Origin of the sequence: Kibdelosporangium phytohabitans (assembly GCF_001302585.1) — a bacterium.
Classification (GTDB): Bacteria; Actinomycetota; Actinomycetes; order Mycobacteriales; family Pseudonocardiaceae; genus Kibdelosporangium; species Kibdelosporangium phytohabitans.
In genome coordinates, this window is record NZ_CP012752.1 from 6,944,502 (window position 1) to 6,963,888 (window position 19,387).

The following is a 19,387-nucleotide window of genomic DNA, read 5'->3' on the forward strand; positions in this document are numbered from 1 at the left end:
GGGAAACCGGTCGTTGGTGACTATGCTGGAGGACATGGCACCCAGACGCTCCTATGGCGACGGGTGCGCGACTGCGCAGGCGCTGGACATCGTCGGCGAACGGTGGGCCTTGCTGATCGTGCGCGAGCTGCTGCTCGGCCCGAAGCGGTTCACCGACCTGCGTGCCGACCTGCCTGGCGTGAGCCCGACCGTGCTCGCCCAGCGCCTGCGGGAGTTCACCCGCGAAGGGGTCGTGCACCACCGCCGGATGCCACCGCCGATGTCCGTCCACATCTACGAACTGACCGAGTGGGGCTGCAAACTGGAGCCCGTGATCCACATGCTCGGGATGTGGGCGCTGCAGTCGCCGACTCCGCCGTGCTCGCCGCCGCAGAGCGTCGACGCCAACGTGTTGTCCCTGCGCGTCCTGTTCGACCCGGGCGCCGCCCGGGGCCGGACCCTGCGGTTCGCGCTGAACGTCAGCGAACGCAGCTACCGCGTGTGCGTGCTCGACGGCGAACTCGACTTGGCCAGGGGCGAGGTGCACGCGCCGGACGCCACGATCGACACGGACGTCCTGACGCTGCACGCCATCCTGCACCGCACCCGTTCGTTGCGCGAGGCGCTCGACATCGGGGCGATCAAGATCAACGGAGACGTTGCCGCCGTCGCCGATCTGCCAGTCCTCTTCCGCCCCGACCGGTATCGGGTGCTGGCCGGGTAGTCGCCATCCGCGCGGCGGTCATCGCTTCCATCCTCTCCGGGAGAACCTGATGACGCGTTCCGTTCCGGCACAAGCACTTCATCCCGAAGCAACGTCGAGTTTCGTCTCGGGCCACTTCCCGCGCAGGCGCGGTCTCGTGCTGGTGGTCAGCGCGATCGCGGGTTTCCTGCTGACGGTGATCTGGTCGGCCGAGTTCGTCGACTCGGCGATCGGCGACTCCGTGGCCAACACGCTGCTGGGCCACGACGCCAAGCAGACCCCGATCACCGGTGTCGCGGCGGGCATCCTGTTCGCTTTCGTCTCCGGCCTGGCCGGCACGTTCACCGCGTGCAACATCGCGGCGTTCGGCGCGGTCGCACCGCTGCTCGGTTCGGCGGGCAGCCGGTGGCGGCGCGTGGCGCACGCCCTCAGACCGCTGGGCTGGCTGGCGGTCGGCATGCTCGTCGTGTCCGCGGTGTACGGCTTCGTCGTGGGGATCGTCGGCACGAGGATGCCGCAGTTCGACACCGCCGCGGTCCCCGCCGGCGTGTTGTCCGCGCGGTCGGTGCAGTCGCTGGTCGTGTTCGGGCTGATCGGCCTGGTCATGATCTACCTCGGGCTGGCCGCGCTCGGCTACGTGCGTGACCCGTTCCGCCGCGTCGCCCGCCGGTTTCCCAACGCTCCCATGGTGTTCATGGGCGCGTTGATCGGCGCGTTCCTGATCGGCCGTCCGTTCCCGTTGTTCCGCCAGATGTTCCGGGAGGCGGCCGAGAGCCACAACCCGTTGTACGGTGTCGTCGCGTTCTGCCTGCAGTCGTTGGGAAACGTCGTCATCATGGCGGTGTTGTTCCTGGTGCTGACGCTGGTCACGGGCAAGCGGCTGCGGCAGTGGCTGACCACCGACCCGCGCAGGCTGACGATCGTCGTCGCGGCGTCGCTCATCGTCGCGGGTGTGTTCACGTTCATGTACTGGGACATCCGGATGCTCGCCCGCAGGGACATCATCCCGTGGTACCCGACCGCACCGTGGAACTGACACCTGAACCAGAGAGAAACGCTGGGAGACAGACAATGCCGACCACACTGGGCTCGGTCCGCAGGCTGCTGATGACGCCGTCGTTCGCCGACGTCACGCACGAGAAACGGGGTTTCCCGCCAGGACCCGCCGACGTCGCCGAACACCTCGAAGCCATCCCGCAGGCCGTGCTGTGCGGCTTCGAGTGGGGCATCGACACCCGTTCGCCGTGGGAACTGGAACGCAGGCTGTCGCTGGTGCGACCGGATCAGCTGGGCTTCGCCTACGAAGGCGCGACGATGGCGTGCACGATCCTGGACGCGATGCGCGGCGGGCGCGGCCACAAGACCCGTGACCTGCTCGACGGCCCCGGGCGGCCGCACATCTTCCTCGCGTACATCGGGATCGGGTTCGCCATGGCCCGGTTGCCCCGGCCACTGTGGAAACGAGTAGTGCCGGACCTCGTCAACTCCTCGCCGTACCACCCGACGATGAGCTGGCTGGCGGTGGACGGCTACGGGTTCGACCGCGCCTACTTCGACACCCGCAAATGGGTGGATCGCCAGTACGTTCCGGCGCCCTACCCGTGGCAGGGCAAACCCGGGTACTTCACCCGTGCTGTCGACCAGGGCATCGGCCGGGCGCTGTGGTTCATCCAGGGCGGGCGGCCCGCGGACGTCGCCGACGCGGTCGGGAAGTTCGCGCCCACCCGGCACGCGGACCTGTGGAGCGGGGTCGGCCTGGCGTCGACGTTCGCCGGCGGCACCACGCCGGACGGCCTGGCCGAACTGCGCAAGCTGGCCGGCGAGTTCCACGCCGATGTCGCTCTCGGTATGGTCTTCGCGGTGAGAGCTCGGACCTTTGCGGGCTTCGTCCCCGAACACACCGAAACGGCCGCGGCCAAGCTCGGTGATGTGAGCGTGGCCGCGGCCGTGGAGGTCGCTGACGGGAACACTGTCGTCGGTGACAGTGCCGCCACAGACCCGACATACGAGCTGTGGCGGCAGAAGATCAGGGCGCACTTCGCCTCGTAGCGCCGGGCGCTACGAGGAAGTGCGCTTCCTCGACGACCGGGCGGCTGGACGGGAAGTCCGAACGGGCTCTCGTTCCAGCCCGCCCCAGTCCGGGCCGTAGCGGGCGGAAGGCGGTCCGGACGAGGACGACACACCGGACGAGACGACGTGACGGCTGCCGGACATGCCCGACCGCCCGACCAGGCTCAGCAGTACCGGCGGGTCGAGGCGGCTCATCGGCCGCAACCGCAGGTCCGCCGGGCGCACCCGGGTTTCCGGGCGGATCGTGATCGGCCCGCACGCCCCAATGAACAGGCCCGTTCCCTCGTCACGCGGGTTGGGGATCAGCGGATCGCGGTCGGCCGCGACCGAATAGCTGAGCAGGTACCACGTTCCCAGTGGGACGTCGTTGAGTTCGTACTGTCCCGGCCTCGTCAGCACCGTGCACCGGACCGGGCGGCCCTGCGGCAGCCGGTCGGGGAACAGGCCGACGAAGATCAGGCCGAGGCCCGCGGGGACGTGCGGTGCGGTGATCTGCCCGTGCAGCGTGGCGGGTCTGGTCGAGGTCAGGTGCTGGCGGCGGGTGGTGCCGCACACCTGCGGGGTGAGGCCACCGAGCCGCCGGTACGTGCTCGGCGAAATGCCGACACTGCTGCGAAACCGCGAGCTGAAGGTGCCGACGCTCTGGTAGCCGACGCGGTGGCTGATTTCGGTGACGCTCAGGGACGTGGCCAGCAGCAGTCTTTTCGCTTCCTGCAGCCGCATGGCCGACAGGAATCTCCCTGGCGAGATACCGGTGGCCCGCTGGAAAATCCTGGAGAAGTGAAATTTGCTGAACATCGCGGCTCTCGCCATGTCGTCGAGCGTCATCTGCTCGCCCAGGTTGTTGTACATGGCGTCTATGACACGACCGACCGCTTCCTCGATCAGTTCATCCACTGAGCCCCCCGGAGACCCGGCAACGCGACTGGGGAATGCCCCCGGCGCTGAATCCTCGCTTCACGACTGAACCGGAAAAGGATCACTACCTCTTTTGACTAAGAACCCGGTTCGACTAAGAACCCAGCCTTACCAGTTACGCACGCTAGCAGGACGTCACCAGGCATGCAAGCGCACCGTGATAAACCGATCACACTCCGAACGGTAGGACGATCAAAGAGACAGTAACGCGGTTTCTTACCCAGCGTAGCGAATCGTCATTACAAAACTGGAATAAAACGGGCACCCCAATCGATATCTGATCATTCGGATACCCCGACCTGCGAGAACAGCACGCAGGGAGGTGCGCCCGTTTGGACCACCGCCCGACGATGGATCAGCCGGCCCCCATGCGCGCGCTCCGCCGGGGCGATTCCCGGCTGGCCGTTTCACCAGGCGTGAAGACAGGGAGGAAATCGATGGGATCGCCCACGGGTGACGCCGAGGAAATACAGGTCCTGACGCTTGAGGCGTACGCGGACACCATAATTCCAGGTGAGCGGCGGTCGGCCGATGACCGGGCCATCGCCGGCGTTGCGCCAGGCGGCGGAGCGGTGCAGGCCGGTGCGCTGGAGATGCTCAACGACCCGGCGACGGGCGTGACGGCCGGTCTCGCGCCGCTGAGCCAGACCCTCAACGCCCACGCCACCGCCTACGCGGCGGAGATCGGCCTCGACCTGGACGGCACCGTCCCCCCGTTCGTCAGTCTCTCCTACGAGCACCGGAGCGCGTTGATCGCGCGCCTGGTCGCGCCCGGCCACCCGGAGAAGGACGGCTGGGTGCTGCTCGCCTTGTTCAGCTACATGGCATATGACAGCGCCGCGCACATGCACACGACCGATGCGATCGCAGCGGGACACCCCGGTTTGTTGTCCATGGGGTTCGGCAAACCCGACGACGACGGCCTGTGGCGTTTCCGCGAGCACTCCTACGGCAGGGCACTCGCGCGGCCCCATCCGAACACCACTTCTTCCGGGAGCCCGGCATGACCGTTGAGTCCACGGACGTCCTCGTCGTCGGCAGCGGGTTCGGTGGCGCGATCGCCGCCTACCACCTCGCCGCGGGTGGCGCAAGGGTGGTCGTCCTCGAACGCGGGCCCTGGTTGTCCGGCAAGGACTTCGAACACGACTTCCTGCTGGGTTCTTCCTACACAAGGGTTTTCGACTTCGTCGCAGGTGACGGCATGAGCGTGCTGTCGGGCAACTGCGTCGGCGGCGGCAGTGTCGTGTACTTCGCCGCCCTGCCACGGGCACCGCGGTTCACCTTCGAACGGCACGGCAGCATCGGCAGGCGGATGTGGCCGTCGGCGATCAACCGCGACACGCTCGACCCCTGGTACGACCGGATCTCCGAGGCGATGGTCGTCGAGCAGCAGACCTGGGACGACGTCACGTTCGCCGGTGGCCTGTGGGCCGCGGCGTGCGACCACGCCGGGCGCACGGCCAATCCCGTCCCGGTCAGCGTCGACCTGTCCAAGTGCACCAACTGCAACTGGATGATGGCGGGCTGCCGGTTCGACGCGAAGCGGTCGCTGCTGTTCAGCTACATCCCCGCCGCGGTCTCGCACGGCGCGGACATCCGGCCGTTGCACGAGGTCCAGCGGATCGAGCGCAAGGACGACGGGAGCTACCGGGTCCGCTACACCACCATCGACGAGGTCGACTACCGCGTGCACACCGGCGAGGGGGCGATCGACGCGAAGATCATCGTCCTCGCGGCAGGCGCGGGCGCGACCCCGGTCATCCTCAAGCGTTCCGAGGAGACGCTCGGCGCGATGCCGCACGCGGTCGGCCGCTACTTCTCCGGCAACGGCGAACGGCTCAACACCGCCGTGCTCAATGAGGACCGGGTGCGCGACGTGCTGGGCCTGAGCCGCGCGGGCGGGCGGATCGCCTACGAGGCCAACCAGATCGGCAAGGGCCCGGTGGTCGCGAACTGGGACAAGCTGGACGCGTCGCTGCCGGAGTACGGGCGGTTCTCCCTCGAACAGCTGTACTTCCCGCCCGGTCTCGGCACGATTCTGGCGCAGGCGCCCGGTGTCGCCGACCCGGCGTGGTTCGGCCCGGCCAAGAAGCGGATGCTGGAGCAGTGGAAGTCCTGGCTGATCATCTTCCAGATGACCGAGGACGACAACGAGGGCGTGTTCGGCCCGCCGCCGCCCACCGGCAACGCTTTCCGCATCTCCCAGCAGATGCTGGGCCGCGGCCCGCTGAGCTACGACCCGACGCCGAACACGCTGAGCGGGTGGGCGGCGGCGGACGCCGAGGTCAAGGACATCCTGGAACGCGACGGGCTGGCGGAAGTCACCGCGTGGACCAACGATCTGGTCGGCGCGTACACCGTGCACCCGCTCGCCTCGTGCCGGATCGGGGACGATCCCGCGACTTCTGCCCTGGATGACCGTCACGAACTGCGGGGCCACCCCGGTATCTTCGTCACCGACGGGTCGGCTGTTCCCGGTGCGCTCACCGTGAACCCCGCGCTGACCATCGGCGCGCTGGCCGAACGGGCGATTCCCGGAATCGTCCGCGCGGCAAGGGAACGCGGGGTCGCGGTCGACTACGGCGCACCCGTGCCCGTCGGCGTCACGTCGACACCGATGACGACAGGAGTCGCAGGATGACAGCTCACGTCCACCACACTCCCGCCCCAGCCCCTGGGCTGCTCGACCGCCTCAACACATCCGGCCACCGCCTGGCGCTGGGCCTGTTCGCGTTCGTCGTACTGGCGCACTGGGCCGAGCACATCGTCCAGGCGATCCAGATCTACGTCCTGGACTGGCCGCGCCCCAAGGCGGGCGGCGTGCTCGGCCTCGCGTGGCCGTGGCTGGTGAGCTCCGAATGGATGCACTACGGCTACGCCATCCTGATGCTCATCGGATTCGTGATGCTGCGCAAGGGTTTTGTCGGGCGGTCGCGCACGTGGTGGAACATCGCGATGTGGATCCAGGTGTGGCACCACTTCGAGCACCTGCTGCTGCTCGTGCAGGCGCTGACCAAGTCGAACCTGCTCGGCATGCCCGTCCCGACGAGCATCGCGCAGCTGGTCTTCCCACGGGTGGAGTTACACCTGTTCTATAACGCCATTGTGTTCGTTCCCATGGTGGTCGCGATGGTCTACCACTTGCGGCCCACCCAGTCCGAACGCACCCAGATGCGGTGTTCCTGCGCGATGGCAACCGCCTGACTGCGGGCACTGGTGCTGTGATCACCGCTTTGGTGACGGCGTACCAAGGACACGACCACGTGCTCACCGTCCCGGTGAGCATCGGGCCGTTGATCCTGCGAGTCGCCTTGCTCACGGCGGTTCCGGCGATCGCCGGATTCGCCGTGCTGCGGGGCTTCGTCCCCGAGACCGGCCGCGCCGCGACCGCCATGGTCGCGGCGTCCGCCGTCGGCGCGATCGTGCTCGAACTGATGCTGTCCGCCGGGCTGGCGCTGCCGCCGCAGCTCGTCGTGCTGCTGCTGGCCCTGTCGTCGGCTCCCCTGTGGCTCGTCCTGAGCAGGGACGAGCGGAAGGCCAAGGTCGTCGCTTTCGGACGCGCGTGCGCGCCGTGGATCGTCGTGGCGGCGGCCGTGGCCGCCTTTGTCGCGTTTGGACGGGCGTGGCCGGTCAGACCGCCGTCGGAACCGCTCATGCACACCGCGATCGTGTTCGCGCTGACCGGGCTGTCCTGGTTCACGGTGTGCCGCCCGGCCGGTGCCGGACCCGCCCGCGTGGCGCTGCGCGTGGTGGCGACCGCACTCGCCCTGGCGGCATTGGCAGGGACCGCATATGCCATTACGGCACGCCCTCTGGAGCGCGCCGCCGGATCTCCGCCTGCGATCAACGCTACTACGGCGTACAATGGCTCGGATTGAATTCCCGGCATCGGAACGGTACACCGGACAATTCAGACGCCGAATGCGGTGATCATTTCGTCACGGGCACGACTTCGACGCTTATTTCGGGTCAGGAAATGATCACACCGCTGATCACCCTGAGTGAGAATTGTCCGATTCCGCACCCGGGGCAGGCAGCGGGATCACCGTCATGTCCAGCGGGCCGAGCGGACTCCCGCACCGCACGCACACCAGCTGCGAGACCGCCTGCCCGCCGCACCCCTCGTGCACGATGCGCCGCGGCGGCCCGTGCGCCTCGTCGGTGAAGTACTCGTCGCCCCACTCCATCAAAGTCACGATGACAGGCGCGAGACCCCGCCCCTTCGCGGTGAGCAGGTACTCGTGCCTGACCGGCCGGGCGCTGTAGACCACGCGCTCGAGCACGCCGTTCGCGACGAGCAGGTTCAGCCTGTCGGTGAGCACGTTGCGGGGAACGCCGAGCGTGCTGCGAAAGCCCTCGAAACGCGTCACTCCCAGTAACGCGTCCCGAATGATCAGCAACGTCCACCGTTCGCCGACCACTTCGAGTGCGCGGGCGATGGTGCACAGCTGCCCATCGTACGTCCGACGTATCATTCGGTACATCATACGGTCAGTTGCTTCAACGAACTAGCATGAAGTAGTGTCCTGTCAGTCGTTCAGCTAAATGGGGTGAAACATGGGCGGAATTCTGCTCAAGGCGGCGCTCCGTAAATCGCTGGCCGGAATTAACCACGTGGCACCCGTGCCGCCGATCGGGGACAGCTCGCTCGCCGCATCGGTGTGCCGGCAAGTGGAAAGCGACTTCGGGCTGCTGGCCCCGCCCATCGCACTGCACTCCCCCGCCCCGGACGTGATGGCCGCGTGCTGGGTGATGCTGCGGGAAGCGTTCGTGGTCACCGACCGCACCGACCGGGACACCAAGGAAGCCGTCGCCACCGCGGTGTCGCTCTGCAACGCGTGTTCCTACTGCGTCGACGTGCACAGCATGACGCTCGAGGCGTTCGTCACCGACGACGCCGACGACCCGGAGAACGACCTGCGCGTCCGCGGTCTCGCCGACTGGGCCCGCCGCACCGCGAGCGCGACCACCACGCCGTGCTGCCCGCCCTTCCCCGCGACGCACGGGCCCGAGCTGATCGGCGTCGTGCTCGCGTTCCACTACATCAACCGGATGGTCAACGTCTTCCTGCCGGATTCGCCGTTGCCCCGCATGATTCCCCCGGCTGCCCGGGGAACGGCGTTACGCATGCTCGGCAAGCTGATGCGCTCGGCCACCCGCGGCCCGCACAGACCCGGGGCGGCGCTGGACTTCCTGCCCGCCGCGCCGCTGCCCGCCGACCTGCCGTGGGCACGGGACAACTCGCGCGTGGCGGACGCGTTCGCCCGCGCCACCGCCGCCATCGACGCCGCAGGCGCCCGTTCGGTCCCCGACTCGGTGCGCGCCTTGGTGTCATGCATGCTGGACGACTGGATCGGCGACCCACCGGGCCTGAGCCGCACGTGGGTCACCGACGCGGTGGCGGAACTGCCCGTCCGCGACCGCCCCGCGGGACAGCTGGCCGTGCTGACCGCGATGGCGTCGTTCCAGCTCGACACACCGACCATCGCCCGGTTCCGCGAGACCCAGCCGGACGACAGGTCCCTTGTGGAACTCACGTCGTGGGCGAGCATGGCCGCAGCCAGGCGGATCGGCTCGTGGATCGCCGTCGGCCAGTGCGCGCACGACCACTGTACCGACAATCCGGTCGGTACGTAGTCCCCACCACCTTTCGTTTGCAGCACAACGGAAGGTGCGTGTCGCAGGCCCACTGTTGCAGTCTGGGGTGGATCGCACTGCGACTACGGTGGGAGGACTGGCGGATGACCGCGCCACAGACCGTGATCTCGGACCTCAAGGCCGACGCCGAACAGCTCAGGACACTGCTGTCGGGACTCGACGCGGCCGGTTGGGGGACGCCGACACCGGCTCCGGGATGGACGATCGCGCACCAGATCGCCCACCTGGCCGCGACTTTCCGGATCGCGGGCCTCGCCGCGTCCGACCCGGAGACCTTCGGCAAACTCGCCGAACAGGTCAACACCGACTTCGAATCGGCCGTCACGGCCGCACTGCAACCGTACATCGCGCTGCCACCGGAGAAGCTGCTCGCGGCGTGGTACGGCGAGCTGATCAAGGCAGCGGACGCGCTGGAGGCCGTGCCGGACGGTCAAGTCGTTCCGTGGCTGGTCAACCCGCTTCCCCCGGCCGTGCTGGCCAGTGCGGGCATGATGGAGCTGTTCGGCCACGGCCAGGACGTCGCCGACGCGCTCGGCGTCGAGGTCGAGCGGACCGACCGGATCGCGCACCTGATCGGTTTCATCGTGCACACAAGGCACTTCGGCTACCTGGCGCGCGGCCTGACGCCACCCGCCGAGGACTTCAGGTTCGAGGTGACCGCACCTTCAGGTACATTGTGGACGTTCGGCCCGCCGACCGCGACGCAGCGGATCGAGGGACCGGCGCTCGACCTCTGCTACGTGGCCAGCCGTCGCAGGCACCACGCGGACCTGGCGCTGGTGGCCACGGGTGAGCACGCCGAGCAGTGGCTGGAGATCGCGCAGGCGTACCGCGGGCCCGCCGGCGAAGGCCGCAAGCCCGGCCAGTTCGCCAAAGCCGTGCGCGACTGACGATGTCAGTCCGGCCGTGGCGGGCCTTGCTCGTCCTGTGTGTCGCGAACTTCCTCGTCCTGCTGGACACCACGATCGTCAACACGGCCGCGCCGAGTATCATGGGCACGATCGGCGCGGGCCTCGACGACATCCTGTGGGTGATCAACGGGTACCTGATCGTGTTCGCCGCACTGCTGATCCCGTTCGGCAGGCTCGGTGACCGGATCGGGCCGCGCACGTTGTTCGTCGCGGGGCTGGCGCTGTTCGTGGCCACCTCCGTCCTCTGTGCACTGGCGCCAGGCCCCGGCTGGCTCGTGGCCTTCCGGGTCGGGCAGGGACTCGGCGCGGCCATGCTGGTGCCGCAGTCGCTCGTGCTGATCTCGGCGATCTTCCCGGCGAACCGGCGCGGTGCCGCGTTCGGCATCTTCACCGCGGTCGCCGGGATCGCCGCGGTCGCCGGGCCGATCCTCGGCGGGCTGCTGATCGAACACCTCGGCTGGCCGTCGGTGTTCCTGCTCAACGTGCCGATCGGGCTGGCGGGTATCGCGGGCGCGCTGCGGGTGGTGCCGCGGATCCGGCCCGGCGGCGTGCACAGGTTCGACGTGGTCGGCGTCGCGCTGATCACACTCTGCCTGACCGGTTTCGTCTACGCGCTCGTCGAGACCGGGGCGAGCTGGCTGTACGCGGGATCGGCGCTGATGCTCGTGCTGTTCGTGGTGTGGGAACGCCGTCATCCCGAACCACTCGTGCCGTTCACGCTCTACCGCGACCGCGGTTACGCCGTGGCCACGGTGATCACGTTCGTCACCTCGTACGGGACAACCGGTTTCCTGCTGGTTTTCGTGCTGCACACGCAGAACGAGATGGGTATGGACGCGTTGTCCTCCGGTGTGTCGGCGCTGCCGTGGACGCTCGCGCTCAGCGCGGTCGCGCCGATCGCGGGCAGGTTCGCCGACCGGTTCGACGGCCGCTTCCTGCTCGGTGCGGGCGTGCTCGTGTTCGCTGCCGGTGTTTTCAGCTTCCCGCAGTCGTTCACGTGGCCGCTCATCGCCATCGGAGTCGGCCAGGGCCTCGCCATCGCTCCCACCACAACGTTGGCACTGCGCTATATTCCAGCTGAGCGCGCGGGTGCCGCGTCCGGCGTGCTCAACACGGCACGGCAGATCGGCGCGGCGGTCGGTGCCGCGCTGGCCGGTGCCGTGCTGCTGGCGTTCTCCGCGCACGCGGCGTTGATCGTGCTGTCGGCGACCCTGCTGGCAGCGGCCCCGCTCAGCCTGTTGTTGCAACCCCACGGAGGAATCGATGGCGCACATCGAACTGGGCACCAGCCTGCCGGGCATCAGCGGACTGTTCCAGTACCGCCCGAGTACGGCGAAGCCACTGACCGAGCTGGCGGAAACCCTGCTGAGGGAACCGAATTCCCTGACCCGAGGCGAACGTGAGCTGATCGCGACCACGGTGTCGCGCGGCAACGAGTGCACGTTCTGCGCGAACTCGCACGCCGCGATCGCCGCGGTCGAACTCGGCGTCGAGGACGTCGACGACGCGCCGCGGTCGGCCAAGCTCACCGCGTTGCTCGAGATCGCTCTGCAGGTCAGGGAAAGCGGCCGGGCGGTCACCACGAAGGCGGTCGAGGCGGCTCGTGCCGAGGGCGCGTCCGACGAGGAGATCCACGACACCGTCCTGATCGCCGCGGCGTTCTGCATGTTCAACAGGTACGTCGACGGCCTCGGCACGGCGGCGCCCGAGCACGCCCGCAGCTACCTCCCGATCGCCAAGGCCATCACCGAACACGGATACGTGGCCGCGGCGGGCTGATTCCCGGTGGCTCGTCTCGCAACGTTGCTGGTCTTGTTCGGCGGTTCCAGGTTTCCGCTGGGCGTGCCGCGGGAAGGGGCTTGTCCCGGGTTGTACCAGTGCCTTCCCGCGGTGCGGCCAGCGGGAAGCCGGGCCGTCGACAAGGCTTGTCAACGTTTCGAGACGGGCCACTGGGTTTCGCGGATGCTGTGCCGCAGCGCGGCCAGCATCCGCTCGACGGCCTCGTCCCGGACCGCGCCCGGCACGTCCCTCAGCGGCCCGTCGGACACCAGCACGGCGAGCCCGTGCACGGACGACCACACCGCCATCTCCGCGGCCGGTCCGAGACGGACGCCGTCGACCACCTGGAACGGCCGGTGTCCCGGCGCGAACCGTGGCGAGACGGTCCGGAACAGCCCGGGTTCCGTTGCAGCGAAACAGATGTAGGCCTTCGCGGTGGCGCAGAGGGCGCCTGCTCCTTGCCGCATCGCACTGGCCAGCCGGTTCGCCGCGTGCTCGCGGACAGCCGCCAGCAGGTGCTCCCGATCGTCGAAATGCCGGTACACGGCCGATGGCGCCACTCCGGCGGCGCGGGCAGCGGCCCGGACGCTGATCGCGTCCGGACCGCCGGACGCCGCCAGTTCGATCGCCGCCGCGAGGAGCGCGTTGCGGAGATCGCCGTGGTGGTAGGGGCGTTCGGTTGCGGCCATCGGCCGCGATCAGGCCGTGCGGCTGGGAAGTCCGGTCATATCCCACGATCCTCGTCGAGGGCCGCGTGCCGTGCTTCTTCCCGATTGCCCGGTGTCAGCTCAGGCCGAGCTGCTCCGACGCCTGCCTGGTTCCCTCGACGCGGGCCGCGACCTTCGCGAAGGCGGTGTCCCGTGAGGTCGACGTGTCGTCGCCGAACGGCGAGAAGCCGCAGTCGTCGCAGGTGCCGAGCCGGTCCGGCGGGATGTACCGCGCCGCTTCGAGCACGCGGTCGCGCACTTCCTCAGCGGTCTCCACCCTCGGGTCGATCGGGTCGGTCACCCCGACGAAGATCCGCTGCCGCGGGGTCGAGTGCTCGGCGATCAGCTGCAGCACCCTCGCCCGGTCCGGCTCGCTGGCCAGCTGGACGTAGAAGGTGCCGGCGTGCAGCCGGAACAGCTCGGGCAGCAGTTCGGCGTAGTCGACGTCCAGGCTGTGCACGGAATCCTGGTCGCCACCCGGGCACGTGTGCACACCGAGCTTCGCCCGTTCCGCGTCCGAGAAACGATCAAGCACGACATTGTTCAGTGCCACGAAATCGCGCAGCACCCCCTTGGACGGGTCGAGCTTGATCGCCAACCGGCCTTCGGTGAAATCGAGCTGAACGGAATCGGCGCCCGCGTCGAGGCACGCCCTGATGTCGGCTTCCGCCTCGTCGGCCAGATCGGCGATGAACGCGTCGCGCGAGTATCCGTCGATACCGTCGGCCGGATACAGCAGGCTCAACGCGGACGGCGCGATTACGGCCTGCTTGACAGGCCGGTCGGTCAGTGTTTTCGCTTTGTTCAGATAGGTCGCGGCGCGAACACCGTAACGGAACGGTCCACCGCTGAGCCGCGGCAGCTGCCGGGTGTGCCCGTCGGCGAACGGAATGACGACACCGTCCGGGTCGAGCGCGGTGAGTCCCTGCAGCGGATAGCCCACAAAACTCGGTTTCGATTGCTCACCGTCGACGATCACCGGTGAGCCCGCTTCGACGAAACGTTCGACAGTTTCGGCAATCGCCCTGTCGTAGCTGGCATCGAGCGATCGCTGGTCGATCCGGCCTGCCTGGAAATCGGCCAGCGCGTCCAGCAGGTACCGCGGGCGAGGAATGCTGCCGATCGGCTCGGTGGGTATAGGCATATGCCATATCGTGGTGGTGATCCAGCTCGCGAAAAAGACCCCTTCACCCGAATGTCCGCACGGTCACCGCAAACGTTGATCATCGTGTTCTGCTACGCGCACCGGATAAGTCCTGGTGACCACGTTGGACGGACGTTGTGCCGCGTTCCCGTCTCGCTGTCCGGGACACCGGCTACGCCGCCCGGCGTACGCGCCGTCCGCCCTAAAGGGAGATCGGCGGGCACCGAACGCCGGATCCGCGGTGAACGCCACCGCTGACGTGCCCGGCGCCACAGAAGCTCGCAATCCGGACAGCATGACTGGGATGATGCGATCAAGGGTAGCCGTGCGCAACGGAGCAAACTCCCCGACGAAATGAGGTCGCCCGTGGAGCTCGTTTACCCGCCCGTCATCGCGGCGTGCAAGACGCTGTTCCGGGTCCTCGACCTGAGACTCGACGTGCGCGGCGCCGAGCACATCCCGGCCGGCGGCGGCGCGGTCGTCGCCTGCACGCACGTCAGCTACCTCGACTTCATCTTCTGCGGGCTGGCCGGTCTGCCCGCCGGGCGCAAGACGCGGTTCATGGCGAAGAAGGAGATCTTCGCCAACCGGATCGCCGGGCCGCTGATGCGCGGCATGCACCACATCTCGGTCGACCGCTCGGCCGGGCAGGCCTCGTACCGCGAGGCGGTGGCCGCCCTGCGGGCCGGCGAGGTCGTCGGTGTGTTCCCCGAGGCGACCATCAGCCAGTCGTTCACCGTGAAGGCGATCAAGACCGGCGCGGTCCGGATGGCCGCCGAAGCCGGGGTGCCGGTCATCCCGATGGCGATCTGGGGCAGCCAGCGGCTCTGGACCAAGGGCAGGCCGCGCGACCTCACCCAGCGGCACGTCCCGATCGTGATCCAGGCGGGCGAACCGTTCCAGCCGGTGCCCGGCGACGACCAGGACCAGCTCACCCGCGATCTGCGTACGAGGATGGGCGCGTTGCTCGACCAGGTGCAGCGCGACTACCCGGCCGCGCCGAAACCGGGCGAGGACCCGTGGTGGCTGCCCGCGCACCTCGGCGGCACCGCGCCCACGCCCGAGAAAGCCGCCGCGCGGGACTGAGGGTCCGTCAGCGGCCGACGAACCGTGCGGCCCTGCGCTCGACGAAGGACCGCACGCCTTCGGCCGCGTCCTCGCTGCCGAACAACGGGAGCAGATCGGGCACGAGCCGATCGGCCGCGGCCTGGTGTCCCTCGGTCACCGCACGCCGGGCCGAGGCCAGCGTCAGCCGCACGCCGAGCGGCGCGGCCTGGTCGGTGATCCGCTCGGCCAGTTCCACCGCCCGGTCCAGCTGCGTGCCCGCGGGTACGACTTCCTGCACCAGGCCGAGGCGCAGTGCCTCGTCGGGGCCGAACTCGTCACCGGTCAGCAGCCAGCGCATGGCGTTGCCCCAGCCCGCCTCGCGCGGGAACCGGATCGTCGCGCCGCCGAACGGGTAGATGCCGCGTTTGACCTCCAGCTGGGAGAACCGCGTGTCGTCCGCGGCGACGCGGATGTCCGAGGCCAGCAGCAACTCGATCCCCAGCGTCAGGCACCAGCCCTGGGCGGCGGCGACGAGCGGCTTCGACCGTTCCCGGCCGACGAGGCCCCACGGGTCGATGGCGGCGCCGCAGTCGTGGCGCAGCCCTCCTTCGCTGCCGATCCGGCCGGCGACCTGTGCCAGGTCCAGCCCGGCGGTGAAGTGGTCGCCGTGCGCGAACAGCACACCGACCCACGCGTCCGGGTCGTCCTCCAGGCGTCCGTACGCGTCGGCCAGTCCGTCGAGCATCGTGCTCTCGAAGGAGTTGCGTTCCTCCGGACGGTTCAGGCCGATCAGCAGCACGTGCCCGCGCAGTCGGTGGTGACCGCGTCAGCCATCAGGTGACCCTCTCACGAATCCTACTGACGAGTAACTATGATACCTAGCATAGTTCATAGTCAAGGGCCCGTCCGCGGCGCGGCGCGACTGGGCATAATTGTCGTCTGATGGGCGCCACACTCGTTGCCAAAGACCTCGCCGCGGGCCACGGCGACCGTGTCCTGTTCTCCGGCCTCGACCTGGTCGTCGCTCCCGGCGACGTGATCGGGCTCGTCGGGGCCAACGGCGCGGGCAAGTCGACGCTGCTGCGCACCTTCGCCGGCCTCGTCCCCGCCGAACAGGGATCGGTCCGGCTCAGCCCGGCGACAGCCAACGTCGGGCACCTGCCGCAGGAGCCGGAACGCAGGCCCGGCGAGACCGTGCGGGACTTCCTCGGCAGGCGAACCGGCGTCGCACGAGCCCAGTCCGAGATGGACGCGGCCGCGGCGGCACTGGGCACCGATCAGCCGGGCGTGGACGACGCGTACGCCGACAGCCTGGAGCGGTGGCTCGCGCTCGGCGGCGCGGACCTGGCCGAACGCATCGAGGACGTCGTCGCCGACCTGGGCCTCGCGGTGAGCCTCGACCAGCCGATGACGTCGCTGTCGGGCGGGCAGGCCGCCCGCGTCGGCATGGCGTCGTTGCTGCTGAGCCGGTACGACATCTTCCTGCTCGACGAGCCGACCAACGACCTCGACCTCGACGGCCTGGAACGCCTGGAGCGGTTCGTCAACGAACTGCGCGCGGGCACAGTCGTGGTCAGCCACGACCGCGAGTTCCTCACCCGCACGGTCACCAGAGTCGTCGAACTGGACCTCGCGCAACAGCAGATCCGCGGCTACGGCGGCGGCTACGCGGCGTACCTGACCGAACGGGACGTCGACCGGCGGCACGCCCGCGAACAGTACGACGAGTACGCCAACACAGTCTCGGCACTGCAAGCGCGTGCCCAGTCCCAACGGTCCTGGATGGACAAAGGCGTGCGCAACGCACGGCGCAAGGCGACCGACAACGACAAGATCGGCCGCAAGTTCCGCAGCGAGGCCACGGAGAAGCAGGCGTCCAAGGTCCGGCAGACCGAGCGCATGATCGAACGCCTCGACGTGGTCGAGGAACCCCGCAAGGAATGGGAACTGCGGATGACGATCGCGGCCGCGCCCCGGTCGGGCGCGGTGGTGGCCACCCTGCGCGGGGCCGTGGTCCGCCGCGGCGGCTTCACCCTCGGACCGGTCGACCTGCAGATCGACTGGGCCGACCGGGTCGCGATCACCGGCGCGAACGGCTCGGGCAAATCGACCCTGCTCGCTGCGATGCTCGGCCGGGTGCCGCTGGACTCCGGTACCGCGGCGCTCGGGCCCGGCGTGGTCGTCGGCGAGGTGGACCAGGCCCGTGGGCTGTTCGACGGCGACGAGGAGCTGCTGGCCGCGTTCACCGCGGCGATTCCGGAGTGGACACCGGCGGACGTGCGAACCCTGCTGGCGAAGTTCGGTCTGAAGGCCGCGCACGTGACCCGGCCCGCCCGGTCGTTGTCGCCCGGCGAGCGGACCCGGGCGGCGCTGGCGTTGCTCCAGGCCAAGGGGGTGAACCTGCTCGTGCTCGACGAGCCGACCAACCACCTCGACCTGCCCGCGATCGAGCAGCTGGAAGCCGCGCTGTCGACGTACCCGGGGACGTTGCTGCTGGTCACGCACGACCGGCGGATGCTGGAAGCCGTGTCGACCACCCGGCACGTCGAGGTCGCCGACGGCGAGGTCCGCGACCGCTGAACGCGGCACACCGCGCGGGCGGCCACCTCCCACTGTGGACTCCGCGGCCCGTGCGGCTCGGCCGCCGCCGCGCTGTGAGCAGGCGAGAACCGTCCCGCGTCCCTCCCCCCGGCGGCGTGGCCCGCGGCCGTGCACCACAATGACTGCAAAACACTGGAAGGTGGCAAGTGGATACGAACGCGCGGGAGGACACGGCGAGCTTCGGGGATCTGGCGCTGCGGCCGGAGCTGCTGCAGGCACTGTCGAGCCTCGGCTACGAGGAGCCGACGCCGATCCAGCGCGAGGCGATCCCGCCCTTGTTGCAGGGCAAGGATCTGCTCGGCCAGGCCGCGACCGGCACCGGCAAGACGGCGGCGTTCGCGTTGCCCGTGCTGCAGATGCTCTCCGGTGAGAGACAGGGCAAGGACCCCGCGGCGCTGGTGCTCGTGCCAACGCGGGAACTGGCTGTCCAGGTGTCCCAAGCGTTTCACCGTTACGGCCGCGATCTCGGTGTGACCGTCCTGCCGATCTACGGCGGGGCGCCGATCGGCCGCCAGCTGCAGGCGCTGGAGCGCGGGGTCGACGTCGTGATCGCCACCCCGGGACGTGCGCTCGACCACATCGGCCGCGGCACGCTCCGGCTGGGCGGCGTGCGGACCGTGGTGCTCGACGAGGCCGACGAGATGCTCGACATGGGGTTCGCCGAGGACATCGAGGCGATCCTCGACGAGACCGCCGACGACCGGCAGACCGTGTTGTTCTCCGCGACGATGCCCTCCCGCGTCGACGGGATCGTCCGCCGCCACCTGACCGACCCCGTGAAGATCCAGATGGGCCGGGTGGAGTCGGCCGACGGCGGCAAGAGCCCGCTGGTCCGGCAGAGCGCGTACGTGGTGGCCCGCGCGCACAAACCGGCCACCCTCGGCCGTGTGCTCGACGTGGAGGCACCGCAGTCGGCGATCGTCTTCTGCCGGACACGGGAGGAAGTCGACCAGCTCACCGAGACGATGAACGGCCGCGGCTACCGCGCCGAAGCCCTGCACGGCGGGATGAGCCAGGAACAACGCGACCGCGTGATGGGACGGCTGCGCGCCGGCACAGCGGACCTGCTGATCGCCACGGACGTGGCCGCCCGCGGCCTTGACGTGGAACAACTGACACACGTCATCAACTACAACGTGCCTTCCGCACCCGAGGCCTACGTGCACCGCATCGGCCGGGTGGGCCGGGCGGGCCGCGAAGGCGTGGCGCTGACCCTGGCCGAGCCGCGCGAGCACCGGATGCTCAAGGCGATCGAGCGCGTGACGAAGCAGCCCATCGCGGTGGAGAAAGTGCCGACGGTGGCGGACCTGCGCGCCCGCCGCCTCGAACTGACCCGCGCGGCGCTGCAGGAAAGCCTCCTCACCGACGACCTGGAGCGCTTCCGCGTGGTGGTGGAGACGCTGACCGACGAGTTCGACATCGTGGACGTCGCACTGGCCGCGGTGAAGCTGGCACACGAGTCGAGCGGGGTCGTCACCGACGACGTGGCGGAGATCCCGGACGTGTCCGACGTGAGCGGGCGCAAGAAGCCCGAACGCCGCACCGGCGGACCGGCGGGACGACGGCGTTCGTCCGGCGACGAGGTGACCCGCCTGTTCCTCGGCATCGGCCGCAACGCGGGGATCCGGCCGCAGGACCTGGTCGGCGCGATCGCGGGCGAGTCGAGCCTGACCGGCCGCGACATCGGCGCGATCGAGATCGCCGACCGGTTCTCCCTCGTGGAGATCCCCGAGTCCGCAGTGGACGAAGTGATCAAAGCCCTGCGGCACAGCACGATCAAGGGCAAGAAGCCGACCGTCCGCAGGGAACGCGGCACCACTGAGGCCGGTCCGCGCCGCAAACCTCCCACCGGCAAACGGAAGTAGCCGCC

At 69.1% G+C, this 19,387-nt stretch carries 19 protein-coding genes; 14 read left to right on the forward strand and 5 right to left on the reverse strand.

Annotation, left to right across the window (positions count from 1 at the left end; genetic code table 11):
* Window positions 1–34: 34 nt before the first annotated feature.
* From AOZ06_RS31185 to AOZ06_RS31195, 3 genes are read left to right on the forward strand one after another with little or no spacing between them, the layout of a single operon-like run.
* A complete protein-coding gene (locus AOZ06_RS31185) occupies window positions 35–703 on the forward strand; it encodes a winged helix-turn-helix transcriptional regulator (RefSeq protein WP_054297047.1) in 669 nt (222 codons plus the stop codon).
* A gap of 49 nt (window positions 704–752) precedes the next feature.
* Window positions 753–1,718, forward strand: a complete 966-nt coding sequence (locus AOZ06_RS31190; protein WP_054292663.1) for a hypothetical protein — start codon at window positions 753–755, stop codon at window positions 1,716–1,718.
* Window positions 1,719–1,753: 35 nt separating this feature from the next.
* On the forward strand, window positions 1,754–2,731 hold the full coding sequence (locus tag AOZ06_RS31195) for a DUF1702 family protein (RefSeq protein WP_054292664.1): 978 nt from the start codon (window positions 1,754–1,756) through the stop codon (window positions 2,729–2,731).
* Between the two features lie 9 nt (window positions 2,732–2,740).
* Here AOZ06_RS31195 and AOZ06_RS31200 read toward each other — a convergent pair whose 3' ends face one another.
* Window positions 2,741–3,649, reverse strand: coding sequence for a helix-turn-helix domain-containing protein (locus AOZ06_RS31200; protein ID WP_063810147.1), 909 nt, complete (start codon window positions 3,647–3,649; stop codon window positions 2,741–2,743).
* A 458-nt stretch (window positions 3,650–4,107) separates the two neighbouring features.
* Here AOZ06_RS31200 and AOZ06_RS31205 point away from each other — a divergent pair, with 458 nt between their 5' ends.
* The 4 genes from AOZ06_RS31205 to AOZ06_RS31220 are packed head-to-tail and all read left to right on the forward strand — an operon-like array spanning window position 4,108 to window position 7,548.
* Window positions 4,108–4,677 (forward strand): DUF5987 family protein, encoded by a 570-nt coding sequence (locus AOZ06_RS31205; RefSeq protein ID WP_054292665.1) that lies wholly within the window; start codon window positions 4,108–4,110, stop codon window positions 4,675–4,677.
* Window positions 4,674–6,311 carry an FAD-dependent oxidoreductase gene (locus AOZ06_RS31210; protein ID WP_054292666.1) on the forward strand — a complete coding sequence of 546 codons (1,638 nt, stop codon included), beginning with the start codon at window positions 4,674–4,676 and terminating at the stop codon, window positions 6,309–6,311. Before AOZ06_RS31205 ends, AOZ06_RS31210 begins: the two co-directional genes overlap by 4 nt.
* On the forward strand, window positions 6,308–6,874 hold the full coding sequence (locus AOZ06_RS31215) for a hypothetical protein (protein ID WP_054292667.1): 567 nt from the start codon (window positions 6,308–6,310) through the stop codon (window positions 6,872–6,874). Before AOZ06_RS31210 ends, AOZ06_RS31215 begins: the two co-directional genes overlap by 4 nt.
* Before the next feature lie 17 nt (window positions 6,875–6,891).
* On the forward strand, window positions 6,892–7,548 hold the full coding sequence (locus AOZ06_RS31220; RefSeq protein ID WP_157233357.1) for a DUF6239 family natural product biosynthesis protein: 657 nt from the start codon (window positions 6,892–6,894) through the stop codon (window positions 7,546–7,548).
* Window positions 7,549–7,662: 114 nt separating this feature from the next.
* On the opposite strand, the gene AOZ06_RS31225 is transcribed toward AOZ06_RS31220, so the two are convergent.
* Window positions 7,663–8,145 carry a winged helix-turn-helix transcriptional regulator gene (locus AOZ06_RS31225; protein WP_054297048.1) on the reverse strand — a complete coding sequence of 161 codons (483 nt, stop codon included), beginning with the start codon at window positions 8,143–8,145 and terminating at the stop codon, window positions 7,663–7,665.
* Between the two features lie 82 nt (window positions 8,146–8,227).
* Between AOZ06_RS31225 and AOZ06_RS31230 the strand changes: the two genes are divergently transcribed.
* The 4 genes from AOZ06_RS31230 (at window position 8,228) to AOZ06_RS31240 (ending at window position 12,018) form a co-directional block, all read left to right on the forward strand.
* Window positions 8,228–9,307, forward strand: a complete 1,080-nt coding sequence (locus tag AOZ06_RS31230; RefSeq protein WP_063810148.1) for a carboxymuconolactone decarboxylase family protein — start codon at window positions 8,228–8,230, stop codon at window positions 9,305–9,307.
* Between the two features lie 104 nt (window positions 9,308–9,411).
* Window positions 9,412–10,218 (forward strand): TIGR03084 family metal-binding protein, encoded by an 807-nt coding sequence (locus AOZ06_RS31235; RefSeq protein WP_054292670.1) that lies wholly within the window; start codon window positions 9,412–9,414, stop codon window positions 10,216–10,218.
* A gap of 2 nt (window positions 10,219–10,220) precedes the next feature.
* On the forward strand, window positions 10,221–11,642 hold the full coding sequence (locus AOZ06_RS60450; protein WP_083472059.1) for a DHA2 family efflux MFS transporter permease subunit: 1,422 nt from the start codon (window positions 10,221–10,223) through the stop codon (window positions 11,640–11,642).
* Window positions 11,623–12,018, forward strand: a complete 396-nt coding sequence (locus tag AOZ06_RS31240; RefSeq protein ID WP_417999977.1) for a carboxymuconolactone decarboxylase family protein — start codon at window positions 11,623–11,625, stop codon at window positions 12,016–12,018. Before AOZ06_RS60450 ends, AOZ06_RS31240 begins: the two co-directional genes overlap by 20 nt.
* Window positions 12,019–12,167: 149 nt before the next feature.
* On the opposite strand, the gene AOZ06_RS31245 is transcribed toward AOZ06_RS31240, so the two are convergent.
* Window positions 12,168–12,707, reverse strand: coding sequence for a TetR/AcrR family transcriptional regulator (locus AOZ06_RS31245; protein WP_054292672.1), 540 nt, complete (start codon window positions 12,705–12,707; stop codon window positions 12,168–12,170).
* Window positions 12,708–12,801: 94 nt separating this feature from the next.
* Window positions 12,802–13,869: a cobalamin-independent methionine synthase II family protein gene (locus AOZ06_RS31250; protein WP_054292673.1), complete on the reverse strand. Its 1,068-nt coding sequence runs from the start codon at window positions 13,867–13,869 to the stop codon at window positions 12,802–12,804.
* A 366-nt stretch (window positions 13,870–14,235) separates the two neighbouring features.
* Between AOZ06_RS31250 and AOZ06_RS31255 the strand changes: the two genes are divergently transcribed.
* On the forward strand, window positions 14,236–14,955 hold the full coding sequence (locus tag AOZ06_RS31255; RefSeq protein WP_236951798.1) for a lysophospholipid acyltransferase family protein: 720 nt from the start codon (window positions 14,236–14,238) through the stop codon (window positions 14,953–14,955).
* 7 nt (window positions 14,956–14,962) lie between these two features.
* Here the strand turns inward: AOZ06_RS31255 and AOZ06_RS31260 are convergent, their stop codons facing one another.
* Window positions 14,963–15,715 (reverse strand): crotonase/enoyl-CoA hydratase family protein, encoded by a 753-nt coding sequence (locus tag AOZ06_RS31260; protein ID WP_218921807.1) that lies wholly within the window; start codon window positions 15,713–15,715, stop codon window positions 14,963–14,965.
* 143 nt (window positions 15,716–15,858) lie between these two features.
* Between AOZ06_RS31260 and AOZ06_RS31265 the strand changes: the two genes are divergently transcribed.
* The gene (locus AOZ06_RS31265; protein WP_054292676.1) at window positions 15,859–17,496 is read left to right on the forward strand and encodes an ABC-F family ATP-binding cassette domain-containing protein; all 1,638 of its coding nucleotides are present in this window, start codon (window positions 15,859–15,861) and stop codon (window positions 17,494–17,496) included.
* A gap of 167 nt (window positions 17,497–17,663) precedes the next feature.
* Window positions 17,664–19,382 (forward strand): DEAD/DEAH box helicase, encoded by a 1,719-nt coding sequence (locus AOZ06_RS31270; RefSeq protein WP_083472060.1) that lies wholly within the window; start codon window positions 17,664–17,666, stop codon window positions 19,380–19,382.
* The last annotated feature ends 5 nt before the right edge of the window (window positions 19,383–19,387 follow it).

Coding starts and splice junctions, on each gene's coding strand:
- AOZ06_RS31185 (WP_054297047.1), top strand. CDS start 35: ATGGCACCCAGACGCTCCTATGGCGACGGGTGCGCGACTGCGCAGGCG.
- AOZ06_RS31195 (WP_054292664.1), top strand. CDS start 1,754: ATGCCGACCACACTGGGCTCGGTCCGCAGGCTGCTGATGACGCCGTCG.
- AOZ06_RS31225 (WP_054297048.1), bottom strand. CDS start 8,145: ATGATACGTCGGACGTACGATGGGCAGCTGTGCACCATCGCCCGCGCA.
- AOZ06_RS31235 (WP_054292670.1), top strand. CDS start 9,412: ATGACCGCGCCACAGACCGTGATCTCGGACCTCAAGGCCGACGCCGAA.
- AOZ06_RS31210 (WP_054292666.1), top strand. CDS start 4,674: ATGACCGTTGAGTCCACGGACGTCCTCGTCGTCGGCAGCGGGTTCGGT.
- AOZ06_RS31190 (WP_054292663.1), top strand. CDS start 753: ATGACGCGTTCCGTTCCGGCACAAGCACTTCATCCCGAAGCAACGTCG.
- AOZ06_RS31230 (WP_063810148.1), top strand. CDS start 8,228: ATGGGCGGAATTCTGCTCAAGGCGGCGCTCCGTAAATCGCTGGCCGGA.
- AOZ06_RS31265 (WP_054292676.1), top strand. CDS start 15,859: ATGGGCGCCACACTCGTTGCCAAAGACCTCGCCGCGGGCCACGGCGAC.
- AOZ06_RS31215 (WP_054292667.1), top strand. CDS start 6,308: ATGACAGCTCACGTCCACCACACTCCCGCCCCAGCCCCTGGGCTGCTC.
- AOZ06_RS31245 (WP_054292672.1), bottom strand. CDS start 12,707: ATGGCCGCAACCGAACGCCCCTACCACCACGGCGATCTCCGCAACGCG.
- AOZ06_RS60450 (WP_083472059.1), top strand. CDS start 10,221: ATGTCAGTCCGGCCGTGGCGGGCCTTGCTCGTCCTGTGTGTCGCGAAC.
- AOZ06_RS31205 (WP_054292665.1), top strand. CDS start 4,108: ATGGGATCGCCCACGGGTGACGCCGAGGAAATACAGGTCCTGACGCTT.
- AOZ06_RS31250 (WP_054292673.1), bottom strand. CDS start 13,869: ATGCCTATACCCACCGAGCCGATCGGCAGCATTCCTCGCCCGCGGTAC.